21 protein-coding genes are annotated in these 17,847 nt (G+C 68.6%); 16 read left to right on the top strand and 5 right to left on the bottom strand.

Going from position 1 to position 17,847, the window contains the following annotated elements; genetic code table 11:
- Positions 1 to 34: 34 nt before the first annotated feature.
- Positions 35 to 1,105 (bottom strand): IS630 family transposase, encoded by a 1,071-nt coding sequence (locus BCD48_RS15535; RefSeq protein ID WP_241841751.1) that lies wholly within the window; start codon positions 1,103 to 1,105, stop codon positions 35 to 37.
- Between the two features lie 104 nt (positions 1,106 to 1,209).
- Here BCD48_RS15535 and BCD48_RS15530 point away from each other — a divergent pair, with 104 nt between their 5' ends.
- The 6 genes from BCD48_RS15530 (at position 1,210) to BCD48_RS50675 (ending at position 5,698) form a co-directional block, all read left to right on the top strand.
- Positions 1,210 to 1,557 (top strand): hypothetical protein, encoded by a 348-nt coding sequence (locus BCD48_RS15530; RefSeq protein WP_071049086.1) that lies wholly within the window; start codon positions 1,210 to 1,212, stop codon positions 1,555 to 1,557.
- Positions 1,558 to 1,946: 389 nt separating this feature from the next.
- A complete protein-coding gene (locus tag BCD48_RS15525) occupies positions 1,947 to 2,729 on the top strand; it encodes an IclR family transcriptional regulator (protein ID WP_071049085.1) in 783 nt (260 codons plus the stop codon).
- A 735-nt stretch (positions 2,730 to 3,464) separates the two neighbouring features.
- The gene (locus BCD48_RS15520; RefSeq protein ID WP_071049084.1) at positions 3,465 to 4,151 is read left to right on the top strand and encodes a cupin domain-containing protein; all 687 of its coding nucleotides are present in this window, start codon (positions 3,465 to 3,467) and stop codon (positions 4,149 to 4,151) included.
- On the top strand, positions 4,148 to 4,681 hold the full coding sequence (locus BCD48_RS15515) for a cupin domain-containing protein (RefSeq protein WP_071049083.1): 534 nt from the start codon (positions 4,148 to 4,150) through the stop codon (positions 4,679 to 4,681). The genes BCD48_RS15520 and BCD48_RS15515 overlap by 4 nt, the downstream gene beginning before the upstream one ends.
- Positions 4,678 to 5,235: a pyridoxamine 5'-phosphate oxidase family protein gene (locus BCD48_RS15510; protein ID WP_071049082.1), complete on the top strand. Its 558-nt coding sequence runs from the start codon at positions 4,678 to 4,680 to the stop codon at positions 5,233 to 5,235. Before BCD48_RS15515 ends, BCD48_RS15510 begins: the two co-directional genes overlap by 4 nt.
- Before the next feature lie 46 nt (positions 5,236 to 5,281).
- Entirely contained in the window at positions 5,282 to 5,698 is a 417-nt protein-coding gene (locus BCD48_RS50675; RefSeq protein ID WP_131804003.1) for a hypothetical protein, read from the top strand.
- Here BCD48_RS50675 and BCD48_RS46355 read toward each other — a convergent pair.
- The 3 genes from BCD48_RS46355 to BCD48_RS15500 all read right to left on the bottom strand — a co-directional run bounded on the left by BCD48_RS46355 (position 5,636) and on the right by BCD48_RS15500 (position 7,215).
- On the bottom strand, positions 5,636 to 5,860 hold the full coding sequence (locus BCD48_RS46355; protein WP_083418685.1) for a maleylpyruvate isomerase N-terminal domain-containing protein: 225 nt from the start codon (positions 5,858 to 5,860) through the stop codon (positions 5,636 to 5,638). The two genes, BCD48_RS50675 and BCD48_RS46355, sit on opposite strands and share 63 nt — an antisense overlap.
- On the bottom strand, positions 5,860 to 6,024 hold the full coding sequence (locus BCD48_RS55640) for a fumarylacetoacetate hydrolase family protein (protein WP_083418684.1): 165 nt from the start codon (positions 6,022 to 6,024) through the stop codon (positions 5,860 to 5,862). The genes BCD48_RS46355 and BCD48_RS55640 overlap by 1 nt, the downstream gene beginning before the upstream one ends.
- Positions 6,025 to 6,423: 399 nt before the next feature.
- A complete protein-coding gene (locus BCD48_RS15500) occupies positions 6,424 to 7,215 on the bottom strand; it encodes an SDR family NAD(P)-dependent oxidoreductase (RefSeq protein WP_083418683.1) in 792 nt (263 codons plus the stop codon).
- Between the two features lie 73 nt (positions 7,216 to 7,288).
- On the opposite strand from BCD48_RS15500, the gene BCD48_RS15495 reads away from it, so the two are divergent.
- The gene (locus BCD48_RS15495; RefSeq protein ID WP_071049078.1) at positions 7,289 to 7,747 is read left to right on the top strand and encodes a MarR family winged helix-turn-helix transcriptional regulator; all 459 of its coding nucleotides are present in this window, start codon (positions 7,289 to 7,291) and stop codon (positions 7,745 to 7,747) included.
- A gap of 96 nt (positions 7,748 to 7,843) precedes the next feature.
- On the opposite strand, the gene BCD48_RS15490 is transcribed toward BCD48_RS15495, so the two are convergent.
- Positions 7,844 to 8,545 (bottom strand): GntR family transcriptional regulator, encoded by a 702-nt coding sequence (locus BCD48_RS15490; RefSeq protein WP_071049076.1) that lies wholly within the window; start codon positions 8,543 to 8,545, stop codon positions 7,844 to 7,846.
- A 403-nt stretch (positions 8,546 to 8,948) separates the two neighbouring features.
- Here BCD48_RS15490 and BCD48_RS15485 point away from each other — a divergent pair, with 403 nt between their 5' ends.
- The 9 genes from BCD48_RS15485 (at position 8,949) to BCD48_RS15450 (ending at position 17,734) form a co-directional block, all read left to right on the top strand.
- Entirely contained in the window at positions 8,949 to 9,797 is an 849-nt protein-coding gene (locus tag BCD48_RS15485; RefSeq protein ID WP_071049089.1) for a fumarylacetoacetate hydrolase family protein, read from the top strand.
- Between the two features lie 91 nt (positions 9,798 to 9,888).
- The gene (locus BCD48_RS15480) at positions 9,889 to 10,815 is read left to right on the top strand and encodes a VOC family protein (protein WP_071049074.1); all 927 of its coding nucleotides are present in this window, start codon (positions 9,889 to 9,891) and stop codon (positions 10,813 to 10,815) included.
- Positions 10,816 to 10,986: 171 nt separating this feature from the next.
- Entirely contained in the window at positions 10,987 to 11,736 is a 750-nt protein-coding gene (locus BCD48_RS15475) for an ABC transporter ATP-binding protein (RefSeq protein WP_198543252.1), read from the top strand.
- Positions 11,733 to 11,966, top strand: a complete 234-nt coding sequence (locus tag BCD48_RS49120) for a hypothetical protein (protein WP_071049072.1) — start codon at positions 11,733 to 11,735, stop codon at positions 11,964 to 11,966. The genes BCD48_RS15475 and BCD48_RS49120 overlap by 4 nt, the downstream gene beginning before the upstream one ends.
- Positions 11,963 to 13,012 carry a branched-chain amino acid ABC transporter permease gene (locus tag BCD48_RS15465; protein WP_116271528.1) on the top strand — a complete coding sequence of 350 codons (1,050 nt, stop codon included), beginning with the start codon at positions 11,963 to 11,965 and terminating at the stop codon, positions 13,010 to 13,012. Before BCD48_RS49120 ends, BCD48_RS15465 begins: the two co-directional genes overlap by 4 nt.
- A gap of 88 nt (positions 13,013 to 13,100) precedes the next feature.
- Positions 13,101 to 14,663 carry a bifunctional 3-(3-hydroxy-phenyl)propionate/3-hydroxycinnamic acid hydroxylase MhpA gene (mhpA, locus tag BCD48_RS15460; protein WP_071049070.1) on the top strand — a complete coding sequence of 521 codons (1,563 nt, stop codon included), beginning with the start codon at positions 13,101 to 13,103 and terminating at the stop codon, positions 14,661 to 14,663.
- A 676-nt stretch (positions 14,664 to 15,339) separates the two neighbouring features.
- A complete protein-coding gene (locus BCD48_RS54900) occupies positions 15,340 to 15,579 on the top strand; it encodes an ATP-binding cassette domain-containing protein (protein WP_071049069.1) in 240 nt (79 codons plus the stop codon).
- 155 nt (positions 15,580 to 15,734) lie between these two features.
- On the top strand, positions 15,735 to 15,887 hold the full coding sequence (locus BCD48_RS51270; RefSeq protein ID WP_157910504.1) for a hypothetical protein: 153 nt from the start codon (positions 15,735 to 15,737) through the stop codon (positions 15,885 to 15,887).
- Between the two features lie 290 nt (positions 15,888 to 16,177).
- Complete coding sequence (locus tag BCD48_RS15450) at positions 16,178 to 17,734, top strand: carboxylesterase/lipase family protein (protein ID WP_071049068.1); 1,557 nt, start codon at positions 16,178 to 16,180, stop codon at positions 17,732 to 17,734.
- The last annotated feature ends 113 nt before the right edge of the window (positions 17,735 to 17,847 follow it).

The following is a 17,847-nucleotide window of genomic DNA, read 5'->3' as shown; positions in this document are numbered from 1 at the left end:
CTAGTGCTGCCCCGCGTAAGTCTTGCTGGGGTTGTCAGGCGGCTTTGAGGGGTTCGCCGGTGTAGGTCCAGCGGTAGGGCTTGGCGGTGCGGTCGTGGACCTCGATGAAGTGGAGGATCTTGTTGGCGAGGTTGTCGCGGGAGGTGAAGTCGCCGCGCCGCAGGAGCTGGCGGGTGAGGGTCGAGAAGAAGATCTCGACCATGTTCAGCCAGCTGGCGTGTTTCGGGGTGTAGGTCACGACGAACCGGGGGTGGGCCGCGAGCCACCGCCGGGTCGCGTGCGCGGTGTGGCTCGACCCGTTGTCCATCACCAGGTAGATCTTCAGTGTCGGGTCGATCGCCTCGTCGAGCCTGGTCAGGAACCAGGTGAAGTTCGCCGAGTTGTTCTTCCCGGGGATGATCTCACCGAGGACCTCGCCGGTGGCGACGTCCATCGCCGCGACCAGCGACACGGTGCCGTGCCGGACGTACTCGAACTCGCGCCTGGCGGGGGAGCCGGGGCGGATCGGGCGGGTCGGGTGGCGCCGCGAGCGGGCGTGGATCGCGGTCTTCTCGTCGACGCTGATCACGACCCCGTCCGCGGGCGGGTGCAGGTAGAGGTCGCAGACCGCGGCGGCGCGGTCGGCGAAGTCCGGGACGGCGGGCCGGTTGAGCCAGCCCCGGACCCGGTGCGGCTTGAGGTCGAGATCGGCCAGGACCCGGCCGATCTGCGCCGGTGACATCCCGACCGTGGGGGCGAGATGCTCGGCGAGCAGCCGGTGCGACCACTGCGACGCCGCCTGTGGGGCGGTCTCGGTGACGGCGGCCAGCACCGCGAGCCGGGCGTCCGGGCCGTAGCGGCGCGGCCGGCCGGGGCGGGGCCGGTCGACGAGCGCGGCCTCGCCGTCGGTGGCGAACCGGGCGCACAGCCGGCGGACCGTGTCCGCGTGCACGCCGTGGCGGCGGCCGAGCGCGACCGGCCCCCACCGGCCGTCGGCCGCGTCCAGCAGGATCCGGGCCCGTCTGACCTGGTCGAACGGGGCACTCACCGTCCCGGCGAGCTTCTTGAACCGTTGACGCTGCGCGGCGCCGAGGACCACCCTCGGACCGCCGGACCAGCTGCCCACCTGAGCACCCACCGCATCCTGGAAGGGACAGTTCCAGGACGACAGGGAAGAACCGGGCAGACCCGCGCGCGGGTCCGACACGCCAAGGCGGGCAGGATAGGGACGTGGCGAAGATCCCCGAGATGGCCCGGGTAGTGCTGGAACACCGGCTGCGCACCCAGCACACCGCCCGCTGGCCCCAGCTGCGCGACCTGACCATCCGCTACCGCGGCGACTTCGCCTACCTCGACGCCGTCTTCGCCGACGAGGCGGACGACGCGGCCCCCTACCCGCTGTGCCGGCTGCGCTACACCGGCCAGCCCGACCAGTGGGGCTTCGCGATCTACCTCGACAGCCGCGGCGCCTACGAGGACTCCTACCTGCCGAGTGGCGAGTCCGTCGGCACGCCCGAACAGGCCCTCAACTGCGCCTGCGGGCTTTACGCCGGCGACCCCACCGCCTGGATCGGCTGATCACCAGCCAGGCCAGCAAGATTTACGCGGAGCTGCACTAGGGGCAAAGAACGATTGCGTGCCCCCGCGGACCGAAGCGTGCGGTGTCCTGGTGATCGTGATGTTCGCGCGTGATGACGTACGCCATGGGCGGTCAACTCCAGATGGATGGGGCGGTGACCGTGTCGCCGCCGAGGTCGGCGTACGCGCGGGCGGCCACTGGCGCCATTGGATGGAGCGGGATCGGTGTCCGCGCCCTGGCGGCGAGCACGAGGGAGTAGGACGCGGGGAGTGATCCAGCGGCATGCACCGGTCGAGTAGCGGGATGAGGAACGGCGTGCCGCATCGCGCTACATCAGGCGGTGATCTGCAAGGGTGGGCTGGGTTAGTCTGTCGGGGTGGAGCCAGTCTTGGATGACGTTGAGGTCCCGTCGGAGCGCCCGGGTGGGTTGATCGGCGCGGTCGACAACGTGCTGCGGCTGCTGCGGCTGTTCGAGGATCACGAGATGGTTCGGGTGAACCAGGTGGCGCGGGAGATGGGGTTGTCCCGGTCGACGGTGCATCGGATGTTGGCGACGTTGAGTCACCATCAGTTCGTGGAGCAAGACGAGTACTCGCGGGCGTATAAGCCGGGGCCGGCGTTGGTCGACATCGGTCTGGCGGTGGTGTCGAAGATCGATATTCGGGCGGTGTCGCATTCGGCGTTGGTGAGCTTGCGTGATCTGACGAACGAGACGGTGCATTTGGGGATCATGCGGGGCGCCACCAGCGTGGTGTATCTGGACAGCGTGGAGAGTGATCGGGTGGTGCGTACGGGGGGCCGGATAGGGTGGATCTTGCCGGCGCATTCGACGGCGGCGGGTAAGGCGTTGTTGGCGGAGCGGAGTGATGAGGAGATCGTCCGGTTGTATCCGTCGGGCGTGTTGGAGGCGCCGACGCCGCGTGCGTTGACGACGCGGGAGGCGTTGCTGCGCGAGCTGGGGGAGGTTCGCGGGCGGGGGTATGCGGTCAATCGTGCGGAGACTGAGGCGGATGTGGCCGCGGTCGCGGCGGTGGTTCGGGACAAGAGGGGCCATGTCCGGGGTGCTCTGGTTACGACCGCGCCGTTGTCGCGTGCGGATGATGAGTGGACGACGGCCACGGCCGATGTGACGAGGCGTGTCGCGCGTGAGCTTGGTGGTCGTCTCGGCTGAGCCGGGGTTCCCCCGGGACCACCCCGGGTGGTGAGACGCGGATCGTTGAGCACCGAGGCGGCCGCCAGCACGAGGTCGGCAGCCAGCTGCACGGTATTCGCCGTCCAGCCGTTCGGGGTCGTCACCGGGTACCTCACGGCGCGGATCACGGCGGGCAGGGTCAGTCCCCGCGGCGGCAGTGTGACGATGGCAATCAGGATCAGCTGCGTCCGCTCGGGCCCGGTACGACGTGCGCGGCGAGCTCGAAGCCCATCCTCGATCGGCATCGGGGTGCCGGTCTCATGTCCGGCCGATCGACGGCTATCGGACTGACTTCGTCGATGCGTCGCCCGCCCGTCCCATCGCCGTCCGCCGGTGCACCTGCGCGGCGGCTCGTCACGAAGATCCAGAACGCCGACTACCCGCCCGAGCCGAGCAAACAGACGGGCCGGGCAGCGCGGGCAGCGCTGGGTCGGTTCGCGCCGGGCACGGAGTGATCTTGAGTATCCGGTCAGGCCCAACCCGACGGTGACCGACCGCCACCATGACCGTGGTTCGTGGCAACCGGCGGTGCTGACTTCGGGGAGCGGCTGACTGGGCGGGCTCTACCTGCTTGTTCGTGGGTGTTGACGTGCGGTGGTGGGGTTGGCGGGTGTGGGTCGGCGGGGTGTGGTCTTGCCAGGGCAGTGCGTTGGTATCACACTGAGGGGCGCTGTTCCACATACTGCTACATAGAGGGGGTTGAGGGTGGACCTGGTGGACACGCGGCGGATCCCGCCGCCGGACCCTGACCGTGAGCCGCTGAAGGTGAACGTGTATGAGCGGATGGCGAAGGCGGCGGCGCAGTTGATGCCTCTGTTCCCGTATGACGGGGCGGGGGCGATTGTGCCGGCGGGGGTGGTGCTGGTGGGTGGGCCGGAGGTGGAGTACGGGCATTTCTTCCACTGGAACTCGGTGGACGAGGTCGCTGTGACCTATGGGTCGAGGAACGCGATGTTGGCTGCGGGGCAGATCATGGCGACGCAGCGGTTGCATGGGGTGAACTCGTTCCTGCGGGACGAGAAGGACTCGGAGGCGTTCGCCGTGATGGTGATCACGCAGCGTCAGTCGTCGTCCGGAGAGCAGTCCGAGGCGTTGACGGCCCGGTGTAAGAACTGTAAGGCCGAGTTGGTGCGGCACTCCTACGACGCCACTCCGCACGGGCTGCCGGGGTACGACGCGCAGCGGTACGGCGCGGAAGACGACCCGGTCCGCCAGTTCCCGACCATAGCTAGCTCTGTGGAGTTTGTTGAGTTGCGTAACAGCGAGGAGGGTCGTACGTGCGCCCGGTGTGGGCATGTCAACGACGTGTTCCCCGCGGCGCGGTGGGGGTGGGCCCGGCAGGCGTACCAGACCCGGGCGGTCAACCGCGGGTACCACAGCATGGTGGAGGCCGAATCATGAACCGGCGACGGATGCTGCACGCCCTCAAGACCGAGCTGGGCGAGTACGAGGACGCCGCCGTGTTGCCAGCGGAGACCGACCCGCAGATCTACCTGTCCCGCAACCGGCAGCCGCAGCCGTTCCACCTGATCTGCTCGAGGGACAACGTGCTCAGCCAGCTGTCCGGGGCCGCGCACGTCCACCTCCGGGACAGCTCGGTCAATCGGTTCCGGATGGACGTCGGTGACCACGTCTACATCCCGGCGGGCACACCGCACCGGATCGTGCCGATCAGGGAAGGCGTCACACTGCGGTACCAGCCGCTGGAGGCCGGGCTGCAGGGCGCCGCCTGGTATTGCGACGGGTGCGACAGCGAGCTGCGGCGCTATGAGTGGGAGCACGACAACGACACCCCTGCCGTGCAGTACTACGCCGCGGCATGTGCCCGGTTCTCTGCCGACGAGGCAGCGCGAACCTGTGGGAAGTGCGGGACGGTGGCCAGCGCGCTGGACGTGGCCGCACTCGGCTGGCTCCCGGCCGAAGCCCGATGAAAAGGCCGGAACCCGATCTGGCGCAGATCCAGGACGCTATCACTGAACTTCTCCGGGAGGAGGAGATCGCGACCCTGGCGACGGTGGACGCCGACGGGTGTCCGTCCGCGTCCGCCATGCACATTGCCGGCGACGGGCTCAGCGTATACATGCACACGTTCAGTTACAACCGTAAGTACGCAGAGATGCTCGCAGATCCACGGGTCAGCTATGCGGTCAGCTACCTGCCGCCCGGCGGGTTCGAGGACCGATTCGTCACTCGCTCGCTCCAGGTCAAGGGCTGGGCGTCACTGCTGACCACGGCCGAGGAAATACAGCGGGCCGTGGCGGTCAGCCGGGAGCAGTTCCCATGGCTGGTCCAGACCGCGATGTACGACAATGTAGGACTGCCGGACCAGGGGCAGCAGGTATTCTTCCGGATCGACCCGATGAACGCCGTGTGGGCCGACCATCGGGTCCGGATGTTGTGGCGGGTTTTCCTGGAATTCGACGCCTCCGGCACCCGGATCACCGGGAAACGCCCATACGATGCGGTGGTCGGCCGCCGATCGTAGAGACAGCGGCCCGGCACGGCGAGCAGGCTCGCCAGGGAAGCGCCAGGTGATGTGGAACCGAAAAATGACCGGGTGCCCGGGCAGTTTCGAGACGGCGTTGCATGTATATCATTCGTCGCCGTTCAGCGAAATGGTGACGGAAGATGAGCTGCGCTTCATCAACCGCGGACGTGTGAGGTTCGTGCCGGTTGACGAGATCCTCGACCAGGCATCGGAAGACCGATGGTATCCAGCCCCGCTTTCCCCTGAAGGTGCCAAGCTACTGCGCCTGACGCAGCGCCCAACGGCGCTCGACCCGGACATGTTCCGTGACGTTTACGAGAGGTATGAGGTTCCGGCCATCCGCCAGCTGATCGCCGGCTGCGCCGACTATCGCCGAAACTACGTTGGCTCGACGGACTCATTTTGCTTCGCGACGCCCGAGCTGCAGGCCGAGATCGGCGCGCACGGGCTCGTCGCCTAGCGCATCGGCGTTCGCCGCGATGTGGGCGAGCAGGTGCCCGCGGCTCCACCCGGGCAGCGAGCTCGGGGCGTCAAGGGCATCGTCGTCGAGGTCCGCCTCCTTGGCGAGCAGCGCCGTGCCTTGTTGCATCCACCGTCGGGCATCGGCGAAGGTCCGGCGCATCAGCTCGAGGGCTCCTTGACGACCATGTTCTCCAGGCGGCCGAGGCCCTCGATCTCCGTGACCACTCTCTCGCCGCCTACCAGAAAGCGCGGTGGGTTGCGTGCGTGGCCGACGCCACCCGGGGTCCCGGTGGCGATGATGTCGCCTGGGCGCAGGCGCACGATCGTCGAGGCATGTCAACGGCGTGTTCCCCGCGGCGCGGTGGGGGTGGGCCCGGCAGGCATACCAGACCCGGGCCGTCAACCGCGGGTACCACAGCATGGTGGAGGCCGAATCATGAACCGGCGACGGATGCCGCACGCCCTCACCACTGAGCTGGCCGTGTCGGGTTGGCCACTGGCCTGAACCCTGGAGCGGGGCCGGAACCTGACTCGCGCGGAAGCCATCTACGACCGTGTGCTGGTTTCTCCGTTTGGGGGCGGCACAGCGCTTCGCCAGCTGAGGCGACGCTGTGGCCCTGCGCGAGCTCACAACCGCGCCTGCTCAGGCCTCCCGCGGTGCCGGGATCGGGGACGGTGACAGCCCGGTCAGCGCGCACAACCGGGCCGCACGCCTGGCTGTTGTCAGCTGTCCCCGGATTGCTGATAGCGGGTTGCGGGCACCGGCCGGTTGCCGACGATCAGGGCGGTTTCAGCCGTGACCAGTGCGCCCAGGGCGGTGGACTGGTCCTCCAGACCCGGGATGCAGATCGACTCGCCGAGGCGCAGGCCGGCGAGACTGGCCTGAACCACGCCTTCCGCCGACATCGCGAACGGCGCGGTGAGTCCGGCCCCCTCGTTGAACTCCGTCGCGACCATCCCAGGGCATACCACCTGGGTCCGGATGGCGGTTCCGGTGAGTTCCACGGTGAGAGTCCGGGTGAACGCCACGGTGGCCGCCTTCGCCGCCGCGTACAGGGTGCGCCGCGGGAATCGTCCGTCCGTCTGCGCCGCGCTGAACGCCAGCAGTGAGGCGACGGTGATGATCGTGCCTTCGTTGGCCGCCAGCATTCCGGGAAGCACAGCGCGCACCAGCTCGATGGGCGCCACGCCGTTGAGGCTGAGCAGGCGGTCGACGTCGACCGGGTCCACCTCCGCCAGCCGGGCGTAACCGCCCGCGCCGGCGTTGCTGATCAGTAGCCGGACGTCCCCGGCGGCGAGGCGATCGGTCACCGTCGCCACGCCAGCGCGCGTACCGAGGTCGGCGGACAGTAGGTCCGCGGTGGCGCCGGCGTCACGCAGTTCGCCCGCTAGGTCGGCCAGCCGGTCCATGCGCCGGGCCACCAGGACGAAATCGCAGTCGGCAGCCAGAGCCCGGGCATAGGCAAGACCGATGCCGGACGAGGCGCCCGTGATCAAGGCAAGAGTTCGAGTCACAAGCCGATTGTTGGTCAATTGCCTGTGAGTCATCAAGTGTTTGATATAGATCACCTGGTTGTAAGGTTGCCGCATGACGCGGGACGAGGGCGAGTCGGTCGGTGCCGCTGCGCTGGACCGGGTGATCTGGGCGCTGCGCCGGGCCGAGCTGACGGTGCGGGCCGTCAAGGAGCAGCAGCTGCGGCCGCTCGGCATGGCGCCGGCGCACTATTCCCTGCTGATCTCAGTTCACGTCGAACCCGGCCTCACCGGTGCCGAGCTGGCCCGCCGGCTCCACCTCACACCACAGGCCGTGGCGTCGCTGGTCGCGAGGCTGACCGAACGGGGTCATCTGGAGCGACGCCCGCATCCCCGGCACCGGCATGTCCAGGAACTGCACCTCACCGACGCCGGCCGCCAGGCACTGAGCTCCGCGGACGCCGTGATCGCGTCGATAGAGCAACAGATCACCACGCGGCTGGGGCCCGACAACGCTGCGCGGTTCACCGCACTGCTCGGCGAGGTGATCGACGCGGTCCGCGACACGGAGTAGGAGCGAGGCTTCTGTGAGGCTGGACGGCTGCCGAGAGTCGGGGAGACGGAGCTCGACGGTCTGGAGGTCGATTCAGCGGCGATGTGATCTGCGAGGTCAGCGGGAGGGAGCTCTACTGACCTCGTCCGATTCGGGTGAGTCGGCTGTCGCGGCGTCGTCGAGCAGTTGCGTCGTGCGGGCGATGTGGTCACAGAGGGCCGCGGCCGCCTCCTCGGCCTCGCCCGCGAGCGCGGCCGCGAGGATGCGCCGGTGCTCCGCGGGGACATCTCGGGTGCTTGCCCCCAGGGGCACCGACCAACGTCGGTAGAGCTCTGCGGAGGCGCGAAGGCTCTCCGCGATGTCGAGCAGTCGTCGATTGGGGCAGGCTTGCAGGGCCACGGCGTGGAACCGGGCGTGCGCGGCGGCCCACTCCTCGCTGAGGCGGTGGGGATCCTCGGGAACTGTCTGGGAAGTTCGTTCGAGGGTGTGATGGGCGGCCACCAGGGCGGCCTCCCACTCGACGTCGCCGTTCTGGATGGACAGCCGGATGACGTGCCCCTCGACGAAGATCCGCGCTTCGGTCAGCGCGAGCAGGTCCGTGTGGGTCAGGGGGGTGACGCGGAAGCCGATCTGGGGCTCGCTGACGACCAGGCCCTGGGCGCTGAGCCGGGAAAGACTCTCGCGGACGACGCCCACGCTGGTGGAGTAGCGCGTGCAGAGGTCGGCGAAGGGCAGCTTGGCTCCGGGCGGTAGGCGGCCGGCAAGGATGTCCGCGCGCAGGACGTCGTAGACGCGATCGGTCTGGGTCTGCCGAGGCACGGTCTCAGTCTAGAGAGCGTGCGAAAATCAGGCAAACGTTCGAATCCTTCCCCTGGACCCTCGTTCCGCCGTGATCACCAGGCTTCGACTCAAGTGGCCGAAGCACCCGGCGTGCTTCGTTGATCAGGCCTGAACGCGAACCTCATAGCTGTTTTCGAAAATATCTTGACGTGTCGAAGTCGGGGGGCGTACAAGGTAGCTGTGCGGGGGCCGACCGGCTCCGTGGGCGACAGTCGGGGGCGCGGATGCGCGTCGGAGTCTCATGGTCCGGCCGTCCCACAGATCAGACCGCGTGGCGCCACCGCGACGCCCTCGCCCCGCTTCACAGTCGCTGACCCTGCCCGTGCGGTCGCTGACGCTCCGGCTCGTGGTCACGCCATCCCCCGAGATGGGAAGGGAACTCATGCGCATCGGAAACCTCGAGGGCCGGCTGGTCCTGCTGGCCGGCGGAGGTGCGGTGGATGTCGCGGCGGCTAGCGAGGGGCGGTTCGGCCCCGACCCACAGAGCGTCTATGCCTGCTGGCAGGAGTTCGTGGGCTGGGCCGCTGTCGCCAACGTCGACCTCGACGGACGGCCGTACGACATCGCCGATCTCGGTGCCCCGGTGCCCAACCCGCGGCAGATCTTCGCAATCGGCCTGAACTACCGGGAGCACGCGTCCGAGGCCAGCCTAGCCGTGCCTGATGAACCGGTTGTGTTCACCAAATACGTCTCATGCCTCACGGGGCCGGTTGGCGAGATCGAGCTGGTTCCCGGGGAGGTCGACTGGGAGGCCGAGCTCGTCATCGTGCTTGGCCGTGGGGGCCACGAGGTTCCCCTCGGGCAGGCGCGGGACCTGGTTGCCGGCTACACGATCGGCCAGGACGTCTCCGAGCGGGTCCGCCAGCGTTCCGGGCCCGCTCCCCAGTTCGGCCTGGCAAAGTCTCACCCCGGGTTCGGGCCGATCGGTCCCGCCGTGGTCACACTCGACGAGCTGGCCGATCCCGACGACCTGGCGATCGGCTCTGTCCTGGCGGGGGAGAAGGTACAGGACGGTCGCACCAGTCGGATGATCTTCCCCGTGGACGAGCTGGTGTCCCGGCTCTCTGACGTCGTCACCCTGTTCCCGGGCGACCTTATTTTCAGCGGAACGCCAGCCGGTGTCGGGATGGGACGCACGCCCACGCGGTTCATCCAGGCGGGTGAGGAGCTCGTCACCTTCATCGAAGGCCTGGGCGAGATGCGGCACCGATTCGTCGCCCCGAACGACTGAGCTACGGCACGCCGCTTGCCGGCCTTTTCATTGCTGGACGACCGATGCACCGCCCATCACCCGGACGCCACCGGTGAATGAGGAGCGAGACATGGCATTACACGGACTGGCCTCGATTACCGTCGGCGTACCGAACGTGGCCGAGACCGTCGCCTACTACGAGGAATTCGGCCTGGAGCAGACACGTCCTGCTGTCCTCGCCTCCACAGACGGCGGTGAGCAGCTCACCCTGGTCGAGACTCCCCGCCGGCGCCTGGTGGAGGTCGCCGTACGGGCCCAGGACGCCGACGACATCGAGCGCTGCGCGAGCCGCCTGCACCGTCTGGGCCTGCCGTTCGACAAGGCTCGGGACCGGTTCGTCGCGGTAGAGCCGATTACCGGAGTACGGACGGTGGTGATGATCAGCGAGCCGATGCGGATGCCGGCTCGTCCCGCTCCCGGCGCGAATGCCCCGGGAGTCGTCGGCCGCCCGTCCGGTCAAAGAGCCCCCGCCACCGGTCGTCATGGTGCTGTACGGCCCCGACGGTTGGGGCACGTCGTCCTCGGTACACCGGACCAGGAGGCGACCGTCCGGTTCTACACCGAGGGTATGGGTTTCAAGGTCAGCGACTACATCCCCGGGCACGGCGCGTTCCTGCGCTGCTCCACCGATCACCACAACCTACTCGTCCTCGGCGCGCCCGTGCCCTTCCTGCACCATTCCAGCTGGGAGGTCGACGACGTCGACGAGGTCGGGCGCGGCGCGATGAACATGCTGACGGACCACCCGGAACGGCACGTGTGGGGGCTTGGCCGCCACTACGCCGGCTCCAACTTCTTCTACTACCTGAAAGACCCGGCGGGAAACTTCTCGGAGTACTTCTCCGACATGGACTGCATTGTCGATGACCAGCTCTGGAAGCCCGAGGAGTGCGCGGGCGCCAGTGGTCTGTTCGCGTGGGGCCCGCCGCCGCCGCCGTCCTTCCTCCACCCCGAGGACCTCGCCGCCCTGATGACCGGATCCCATTCCGCGGCCTGACCTCGGCCGGTTACGCGTCGCGTTCAATCTTCGACGGCCGCCCAGCACCTGGTACCGGTGTCGACAGTCCACGCTCGATCTTTTCCCCGCGCCCCGGTTGCGGCTCGACATTCCCGTCGGCCAGATTTCCCCACCCTATGTCCGCATCTCGTCCGTCAGGAGCGTGAGTGCGTGAAGGCGCATTTGGCAAGCGCTGTCGCCCCGGTGGTGACGGCCAACGGAGCCGAGGTCCGCGTCGAGCACGTCAGCAAGCGCTTTGGCGGGGTCGTCGCCGTCGACGACGTCTCGTTCGCCGTCGCCGCCGGGGAAGCCGTGGCGGTGATCGGGCCCAACGGCGCGGGCAAGAGCAGCCTGCTCAAGGTGCTGTCAGGGACGTACCGCCCCGACTCCGGCCGCATCCACGTCGCCGGCCGCCGCACCGACGTGCTGTCTCCACAGGCAGTGGCGCGTCATGGCGTCAGCCTTGCCCACCAAGTGCCGCGCGCGTTCCCAAACCTGACCGTCCGGGAGAATGTCATGATCGGGGCGCTGTCAGGCCGGCCCGGTCACCGCCAAGGTGCGATCGGCGGCGTCGAGGAGATACTTTCCCTCTGCGATTTGGCCGGTAAGGCCGACGTTCCCGCGATACGCCTGCGCCTGCTCGACCTCAAGCGGCTGGAGCTCGCTCGCGCGCTGTCCACGAACCCTTCGTTGATCATGCTGGACGAGGTCACCGCCGGCTTGAACGGCAGCGACCTTCGCGACGTCATCGAGCTCATCCGCGGCATCCACGCGCAGGGCCGCACCCTGCTGCTCGTCGAGCACGTCGAGGGCGTTGTTGGGACTCTGGTGGATCGCGTCGTCGTCCTCGACTGGGGCCGCGTCATCGCCGAGGGCTCGCCGACCGACGTCGCCGCCGACCCGCGGGTCCGCGAGGCGTGACCCCGACCGCTGGCACGCAGTACCTCCTCGTAGGAATCGCGGTGGTGGTACTGGGCGGCGTCGGAAACGTCCTCGGCACCTTCTTGGGAGCGCTGTTCCTCGGAGTCGCCCGGTCGGTGGCCGCGGCCTCCTTCGGTGGCGGCTACCGGGATCTTGCGGTCTACCTGCTGTTCTTCGGTGTCCTGACGGTCCGGCCGCAGGGCTTGTTCGCTCGGAGGGCCGCCGCGTGAACGCCACGAGCACGACCACGACGACTGCGACGGCACCGACGGCCAGGCGCGGCGTCAGGCTGTTAGGCAGCCCATTTCCTTGGCCGCTGCCCGCCTGGACGGGTGTGCTCGGGCTGGCGGTTCTCGCGGGCGTCGGGACTCGAGCCGACGTCGCGTTGTCGCGTTACCAGCTGGATGTCGCGACGACGCTGCTCGCGTTCGTCGCGTTGGCCCAGGGGTGGAACGTCCTGGCCGGATACGGCGGTCAGTTCTCCCTCGGTGTCAGCGCATTCGTCGGTACCGGCGCCTACGCAGCCGGCCTGAGCCAGCTCCACCTCAGCTTGGCCTACCCGGTCGCCATGGTCGTGGCCGGTGGTTGCGGCGGCCTGCTTGCTCTGGTGCTGGCCTGGCCGCTGTTGCGTCTGCGGGGGGACTACTTCACCATCGGCACGCTCGCCGCCGCCCTGGCCTTGCAGGCATGGGTGATCAACTGGTCTTTCGCCGGCGGGTCCACTGGCATCAGCCTGCCCCTGCAGTCCACCCCCGGACCAGTTGCCGTCTTCCGGCTGGCCTGCGTCGTGGCGGGGTTGGCCCTGGCGACAACCTTCTACGTTGCGCGCTCCCACTTCGGTCTGCGTCTGAAAGCGGTCCGTGACCACGAGGCCGCGGCCATCGGGCTCGGTGTCTCCGCCTTCGGGCACCGTCTCGCCGCACTGGTTATCAGCGGTGTCCTTGGCGGGCTCGTCGGCGGCGTTGTCGCCATGCAACAGGTGAGCTTCGAACCGGTCGGCATGCTGGGACTCGGCTGGACCGTCAACGCCCTGCTGATGACGATCGTCGGGGGGATCGGCACCCTGGTGGGCCCCGTCGTCGGCACCGTTGTCGTCTACTACTTCCTAACCAAACAACTGGCCGGCTTCCAGAGCCTCAGCATCGTGATCGAAGGTGTCCTGCTCATCGGCGTCGTCCGTTTCGCGCCGCGGGGACTATGGCCGCTGATTACCGGCCTACCCGCACAGGCGAACCGACTCCTTCGACAGCGCGCGAGGGCCCGCCCGAGGCCGTGAGCCGCCGCCGCACAACCCTATTCACCGGCGATCCGACCGCCGTCATTCAACGGCCGTCCGGCACTCATAGACACGAAGGACCCGCGTGATGGAGACCTACGATGTGGCAGTCGTCGGCTACGGCCCCGTCGGCCAGCTGCTGGTGACACTCCTTGGCCAGCGCAGATACCGGACTGTCGTCCTGGAACGCTTTCCCGAAGCCTACCCGCTGCCCCGCGCGGTGCACTTCGACCACGAGGTGGCCCGAATTCTTCAGGCCGTCGACCTGCGCTCCGATCGCGACCCTGTCATCGAGCCTTACGACAACTGGTACGAGTGGCGAAACGCCGCACGCAAGACCCTGCTCAAGGTGGACTGGCGTGGGGTCGGACCCTCGTGGTGGCACACCTCGAACTTCTTCTCCCAGCCGGAGCTGGAGCGCGAGCTCGACCTGCGGGCGCAGAAGCAGCCGACGGTCACCCTCATCCGAGGGATGAACGTCAGCGGCGTGGAGCAGGACCCCGACGGCGTCACGGTGACCGCGGGCCCGATGGGCCCCGGCTTCGGGACGGTCGGGGAACAGCGGTTACGGGCCCGGTACGTCGTCGGCTGCGACGGCGCCAACAGCGTCGTCCGGAGCCTGGCCGGGCTTCCGGCTACCGACCTCGGCTTCTTCTACGACTGGCTCATCCTCGACATGGTTCCCCACCAGCCGATGACCTTCGACCCGCCAGCATGGCAGCTGTGTGATCCCACCCGGCCGACGACCATCGTGCCGGGCGGCCCGGGCCGGCGTCGCTGGGAGTTCATGGCGCTGCCGGGCGAGGACGTCAACGATCTCAACAAGGCCGAAAAAGCCTGGGAGCTGCTCCGTCCGTGGGGCGTCACTCCCGACAACGCGACGCTGGAACGGCACACTGTCTACCGTTTCCAGGCCCGTTGGGCCCAGCGGTGGCGCAACGGCCGTCTCCTGATTGCCGGGGACGCCGCCCACCTGATGCCGCCGTTCGCCGGCCAGGGCATGTGCGCCGGCGTGCGGGACGTCTACAACCTCGCCTGGAAACTCGATCTGGTTCTGCGCGGTACGACCTCCGATGCGGTCCTCGACACCTACGGCCCGGAGCGGGAGCCGCACGTCCGGTACTTCATCGACCTGTCGATGGAGCTCGGCCGGGTCATCTGCGTCCCCGACCGCGCGGCGGCGGCCGAACGAGACCGGACCATGATCGCCGCCATCGAGGATCCCAACCAGGCGCCGCCTCCGGCCGCACCGCCCCGTCTGGGCCCGGGCATCCTCGCCGACGACGACACTATCGCCGGGCTGTTGTCCATCCAGTCGCGGGTCGGGTACCAGGGCCGCGAGGGTCTCTACGACGACCTCGTGGGTTACGGGTGGTTCGTTCTGACGTCCGTGCCGATCCTCGAGTGCACGGCCGCGGCTCAGGTCGTGCTCGACCGGTTGGGAATCCGGACACTCCGTGTCGGCCCGGTCGCCGCGGATGGGGTGGACCTGGTCGACGTGGACGGCCGCTATGGCCAGTGGTTCAAGGACCTGGATGCGCAGGCCGTCGTCGTCCGGCCCGACTTCTACATATACGCCCATGTCGCAGATCTGGGCAGCCTGTCCGACGTGCTGGAAAGACTTGGTCAGCAACTGCCCGTAGCCCACTGATCGTGATCATTCGGGCCAGGTGGCTGCCGCGAACGGGCCGACCCTTCGCCGATCGACGATGGGCCGAACTGGAAGCTGGATGGCCCCCGACGGCTCGGACTACCTGTCCGGGTCTGTGCGGTCGGCGACGTGACTGACTGACCTGGTAGAACTTCATCCTCTCAAACCGACATCTGGTGTTGTTCGCCGGATCCGGCAGCCCGCGCGCTATCCGCATATACGAAGGGTGGGTGAACAACCGTGAAGTTCCGACACTGGTGGGCCGTGGCTGGCCTCATCGTAAGCAGGCTCGCCGTAGGCACGGTACGCTGTGTGGCGCCGCTCGGCGTCACGCTGATCGATTGTTTAACAGTGTACGGTGCGGCATCGTTATGCATCGACCGGAGGTCCCTCTGCTCGCCCGTCCCGTTGCGATTACGAGTGTGGCTTGAGATCTCCCGCCTCACCACGTGGCCGCAAGCGCCGGGCTGCCGAAGGTCTCGTTGAGTCAACCGAACCTTCAGCAGCCATCTGCACGCACGCGGTGTGCCGATCGTGGCTGGCGCTGGGTCCGTCGGACTGACTCTGGCCGTCCCCCGACACCTACCACCCGGCAGGCATCGAGCGGATGATCGTCACCGCGGCTTTTACGCCTCGCGGGACGACGTAGGCGGCCGGCTGGCGGTCGCCGCTTCGGTTGGGCCACCGGCCGTCGGAGATATCCGGCGGCCAGCAGCAGCGGGTAGCGGTGGTGCGGGCCCTGGTCGGCCGGCCCGAGGTCGTCTTCGCGGACGAGCCCACCGGAAACCTCGACAGCAACGCCGGGGCCGACGTCCTGGCCTTCCTGAAGATCGCCGCCCGGGAGATGAAGCAGACCGTCGTGATGGTCATGCACGACCGATCACCGCGTCTTACGCCGACCTGGCCGTGTTCCTGAAGGACGGGCGGATCGTCGACACGATCGAGAATCCGACGGCCGAGCGGGTGCTCGACCAGATCAAGAATGTGGGGCGGTGAGGTCGTGCTTGTGGCAGCGCTACGCAACCTCTGGGCGCACCGGGCCCGTTACGGGATGACGACCTGGCAGTGATCTTGTCCGTCGCGTTCATGGCGGCCACCTTGCTGCTCACCGGCGGTTTCGGGCTGGATCACAAGAGTGAGATCGTCCGGGCTGACGCAGGAATCGGCGCCGCGCGGGGCGTGAAGATCGCTGATTGGAACGAGGGCGTCGGAGGTGGTGGTTGACGCGGCGACCGGCGCGACGGCTCCTCCCGCTGGCACCGATCTTGTGCGCGCTCACCTGGCCGACGAGCCCCGGGTGCCGGTCGCGCGGCCGGTAATTAGCGACTTGTATACGAAGGATGCCTTGTTGTTGTATACATCGGGGTGCCGATATCCGCTTTGGCACCTGCTCCAGAGCCGTGCGCGGCTGGTCACCAGCCTGACCCCGCCGCCGGGCGATGCCCAATGGAGCCCGTCGGGATTGCCTGCCGGAATCGCCGCAGCTTAGATCGTCAACAAGGGAGGAGCTCTCGATGACCACAGCGGACGCGTCTGAAGCCGCCGAGCCCGAGGTCCGTACCACCGCGGGCACGGTCCGCGGCCGCCGGGCGGATGGGCTGAGCGTGTTCCGGGGCATCCCGTTCGCCGAGCCGCCCGTCGGCGACGCGCGGTTCGCGGCCCCTCGGGCGGCGCGCATGTGGGGCGGTGTGCGGGAGGCGTTCTCGTTCGGCCCGCCGCCCCCGCAGGACGTCAGCACCCCGTGGCCGAGCAGGCGGCAGGCGGCCGACGCATGGTTGGCTGAGACGACGGCGGGCGATGACTGGCTGACGGTCAACGTCTGGACGCCCGATCCTGACCCGGCGGCCCGCCGCCCGGTCATGGTGTGGATCTACGGCGGCGCCTACAAACATGGCTTCGCCGGCAACCCCGCGTACGACGCAGGGCGGCTTGCCCACGAGGGTGATGCGGTGGTGGTGAGCTTCAACTACCGCGTGGGCATCGAGGGGTTCGCCGCCATCGAGGGGGCGCCGGCCAACCGGGGTTTGCTCGACCAGGTCGCCGCGCTGGAATGGGTGCGGGACAACGTCGCGGCGTTCGGTGGCGATCCCGATCGGGTCACGGTGTTCGGCCAGTCGGCGGGAGCGGGAAGTATCGCGGCGTTGCTGGCCATGCCGTGCGCGGCGGGGCTGTTCCGGCGGGCGATCGCGCAGAGCGTGCCGAGCCTGTTCCACTCTCGCGAGCTGGCCGACGACGTCGCCTCCACCATCGCCGCCGAGTTGGGGCTGCGCCCCACGGTGGCCGACCTGTCCATGGTGGATCCGCGCGAGCTTCCGGCCGCGGGCGGCGCGGTGCATGCCAAGGCACGCCAGCACGAGAACCGTTGGGGGCCCGTCGCCTATAGCGAGCTGTTCGCGCCCGTGGTCGACGGTGAGGTGCTGCCGATGACGCCGTGGGAGGCGCTCGCGGCGGGTGCCGGGCGCGAGGTCGAGCTGATCAGCGGGCATAACCGGGACGAGTACCGGCTGTTCGTCGTGCTGAGTGGGCAGTACGGCAGGGTCGGCGACGACGAGGCCGCCGCGGCACTGCGTGCGCTCGGCCCCGGCCCGGATGGCGAGCGCGCATATCGCGAGGCCTTTCCAGACGCCTTGGCGGGGGAGTTGTACGAGCTCGTCCACTCCGACTGGCTGTTCCGCATGCCCTCGCTGCGTCTCGCCGAGGCGCAGGCGGCCGGCGGCGGCCGGGCGTACGTGTACGAGCTTGCCTGGGCTACTCCGGGCCATGGTGGGATCTTCGGCGCCTCCCACGGAATCGATGGGCCGCTGGTGTTCGGCACATTCGAGCATCACCTCGGCCCGGTAGTGCTCGGCGCCGAGCCGCCGACCGAGGCCTATGCGCTCGCGGCGCGGATGCGCGGGTCCTGGACGGCGTTCGCCGCCACGGGTGATCCCGGCTGGACTGCCTACGACAATGAGCGGCGTCTGGTCCAGGTCTTCGACGCCGAACCCGCGGTCGCCGCCTACCCGGAAGAGACCTCCCGGAGGCTGTGGCAGGAGCAGACCTTCGCGGCGTTCCCTTTGCTGGGGGCGTAGCGGCCGGCTCTGGTCGGTCGGGTCAGCCGATCCAGACGGACTTCTGGTTGCAGAACTCGCGGATCCCGACGGCGCCGAGCTCGCGCCCGTAGCCGGACCTCTTCACCCCGCCG

The sequence above is a fragment of the Pseudofrankia coriaricola genome, assembly GCF_001854805.1.
Classification (GTDB): Bacteria; Actinomycetota; Actinomycetes; order Frankiales; family Frankiaceae; genus Pseudofrankia.
Note: the sequence above shows the minus strand (reverse complement) of the source record. Positions and strands in the feature narration are given on the sequence as shown.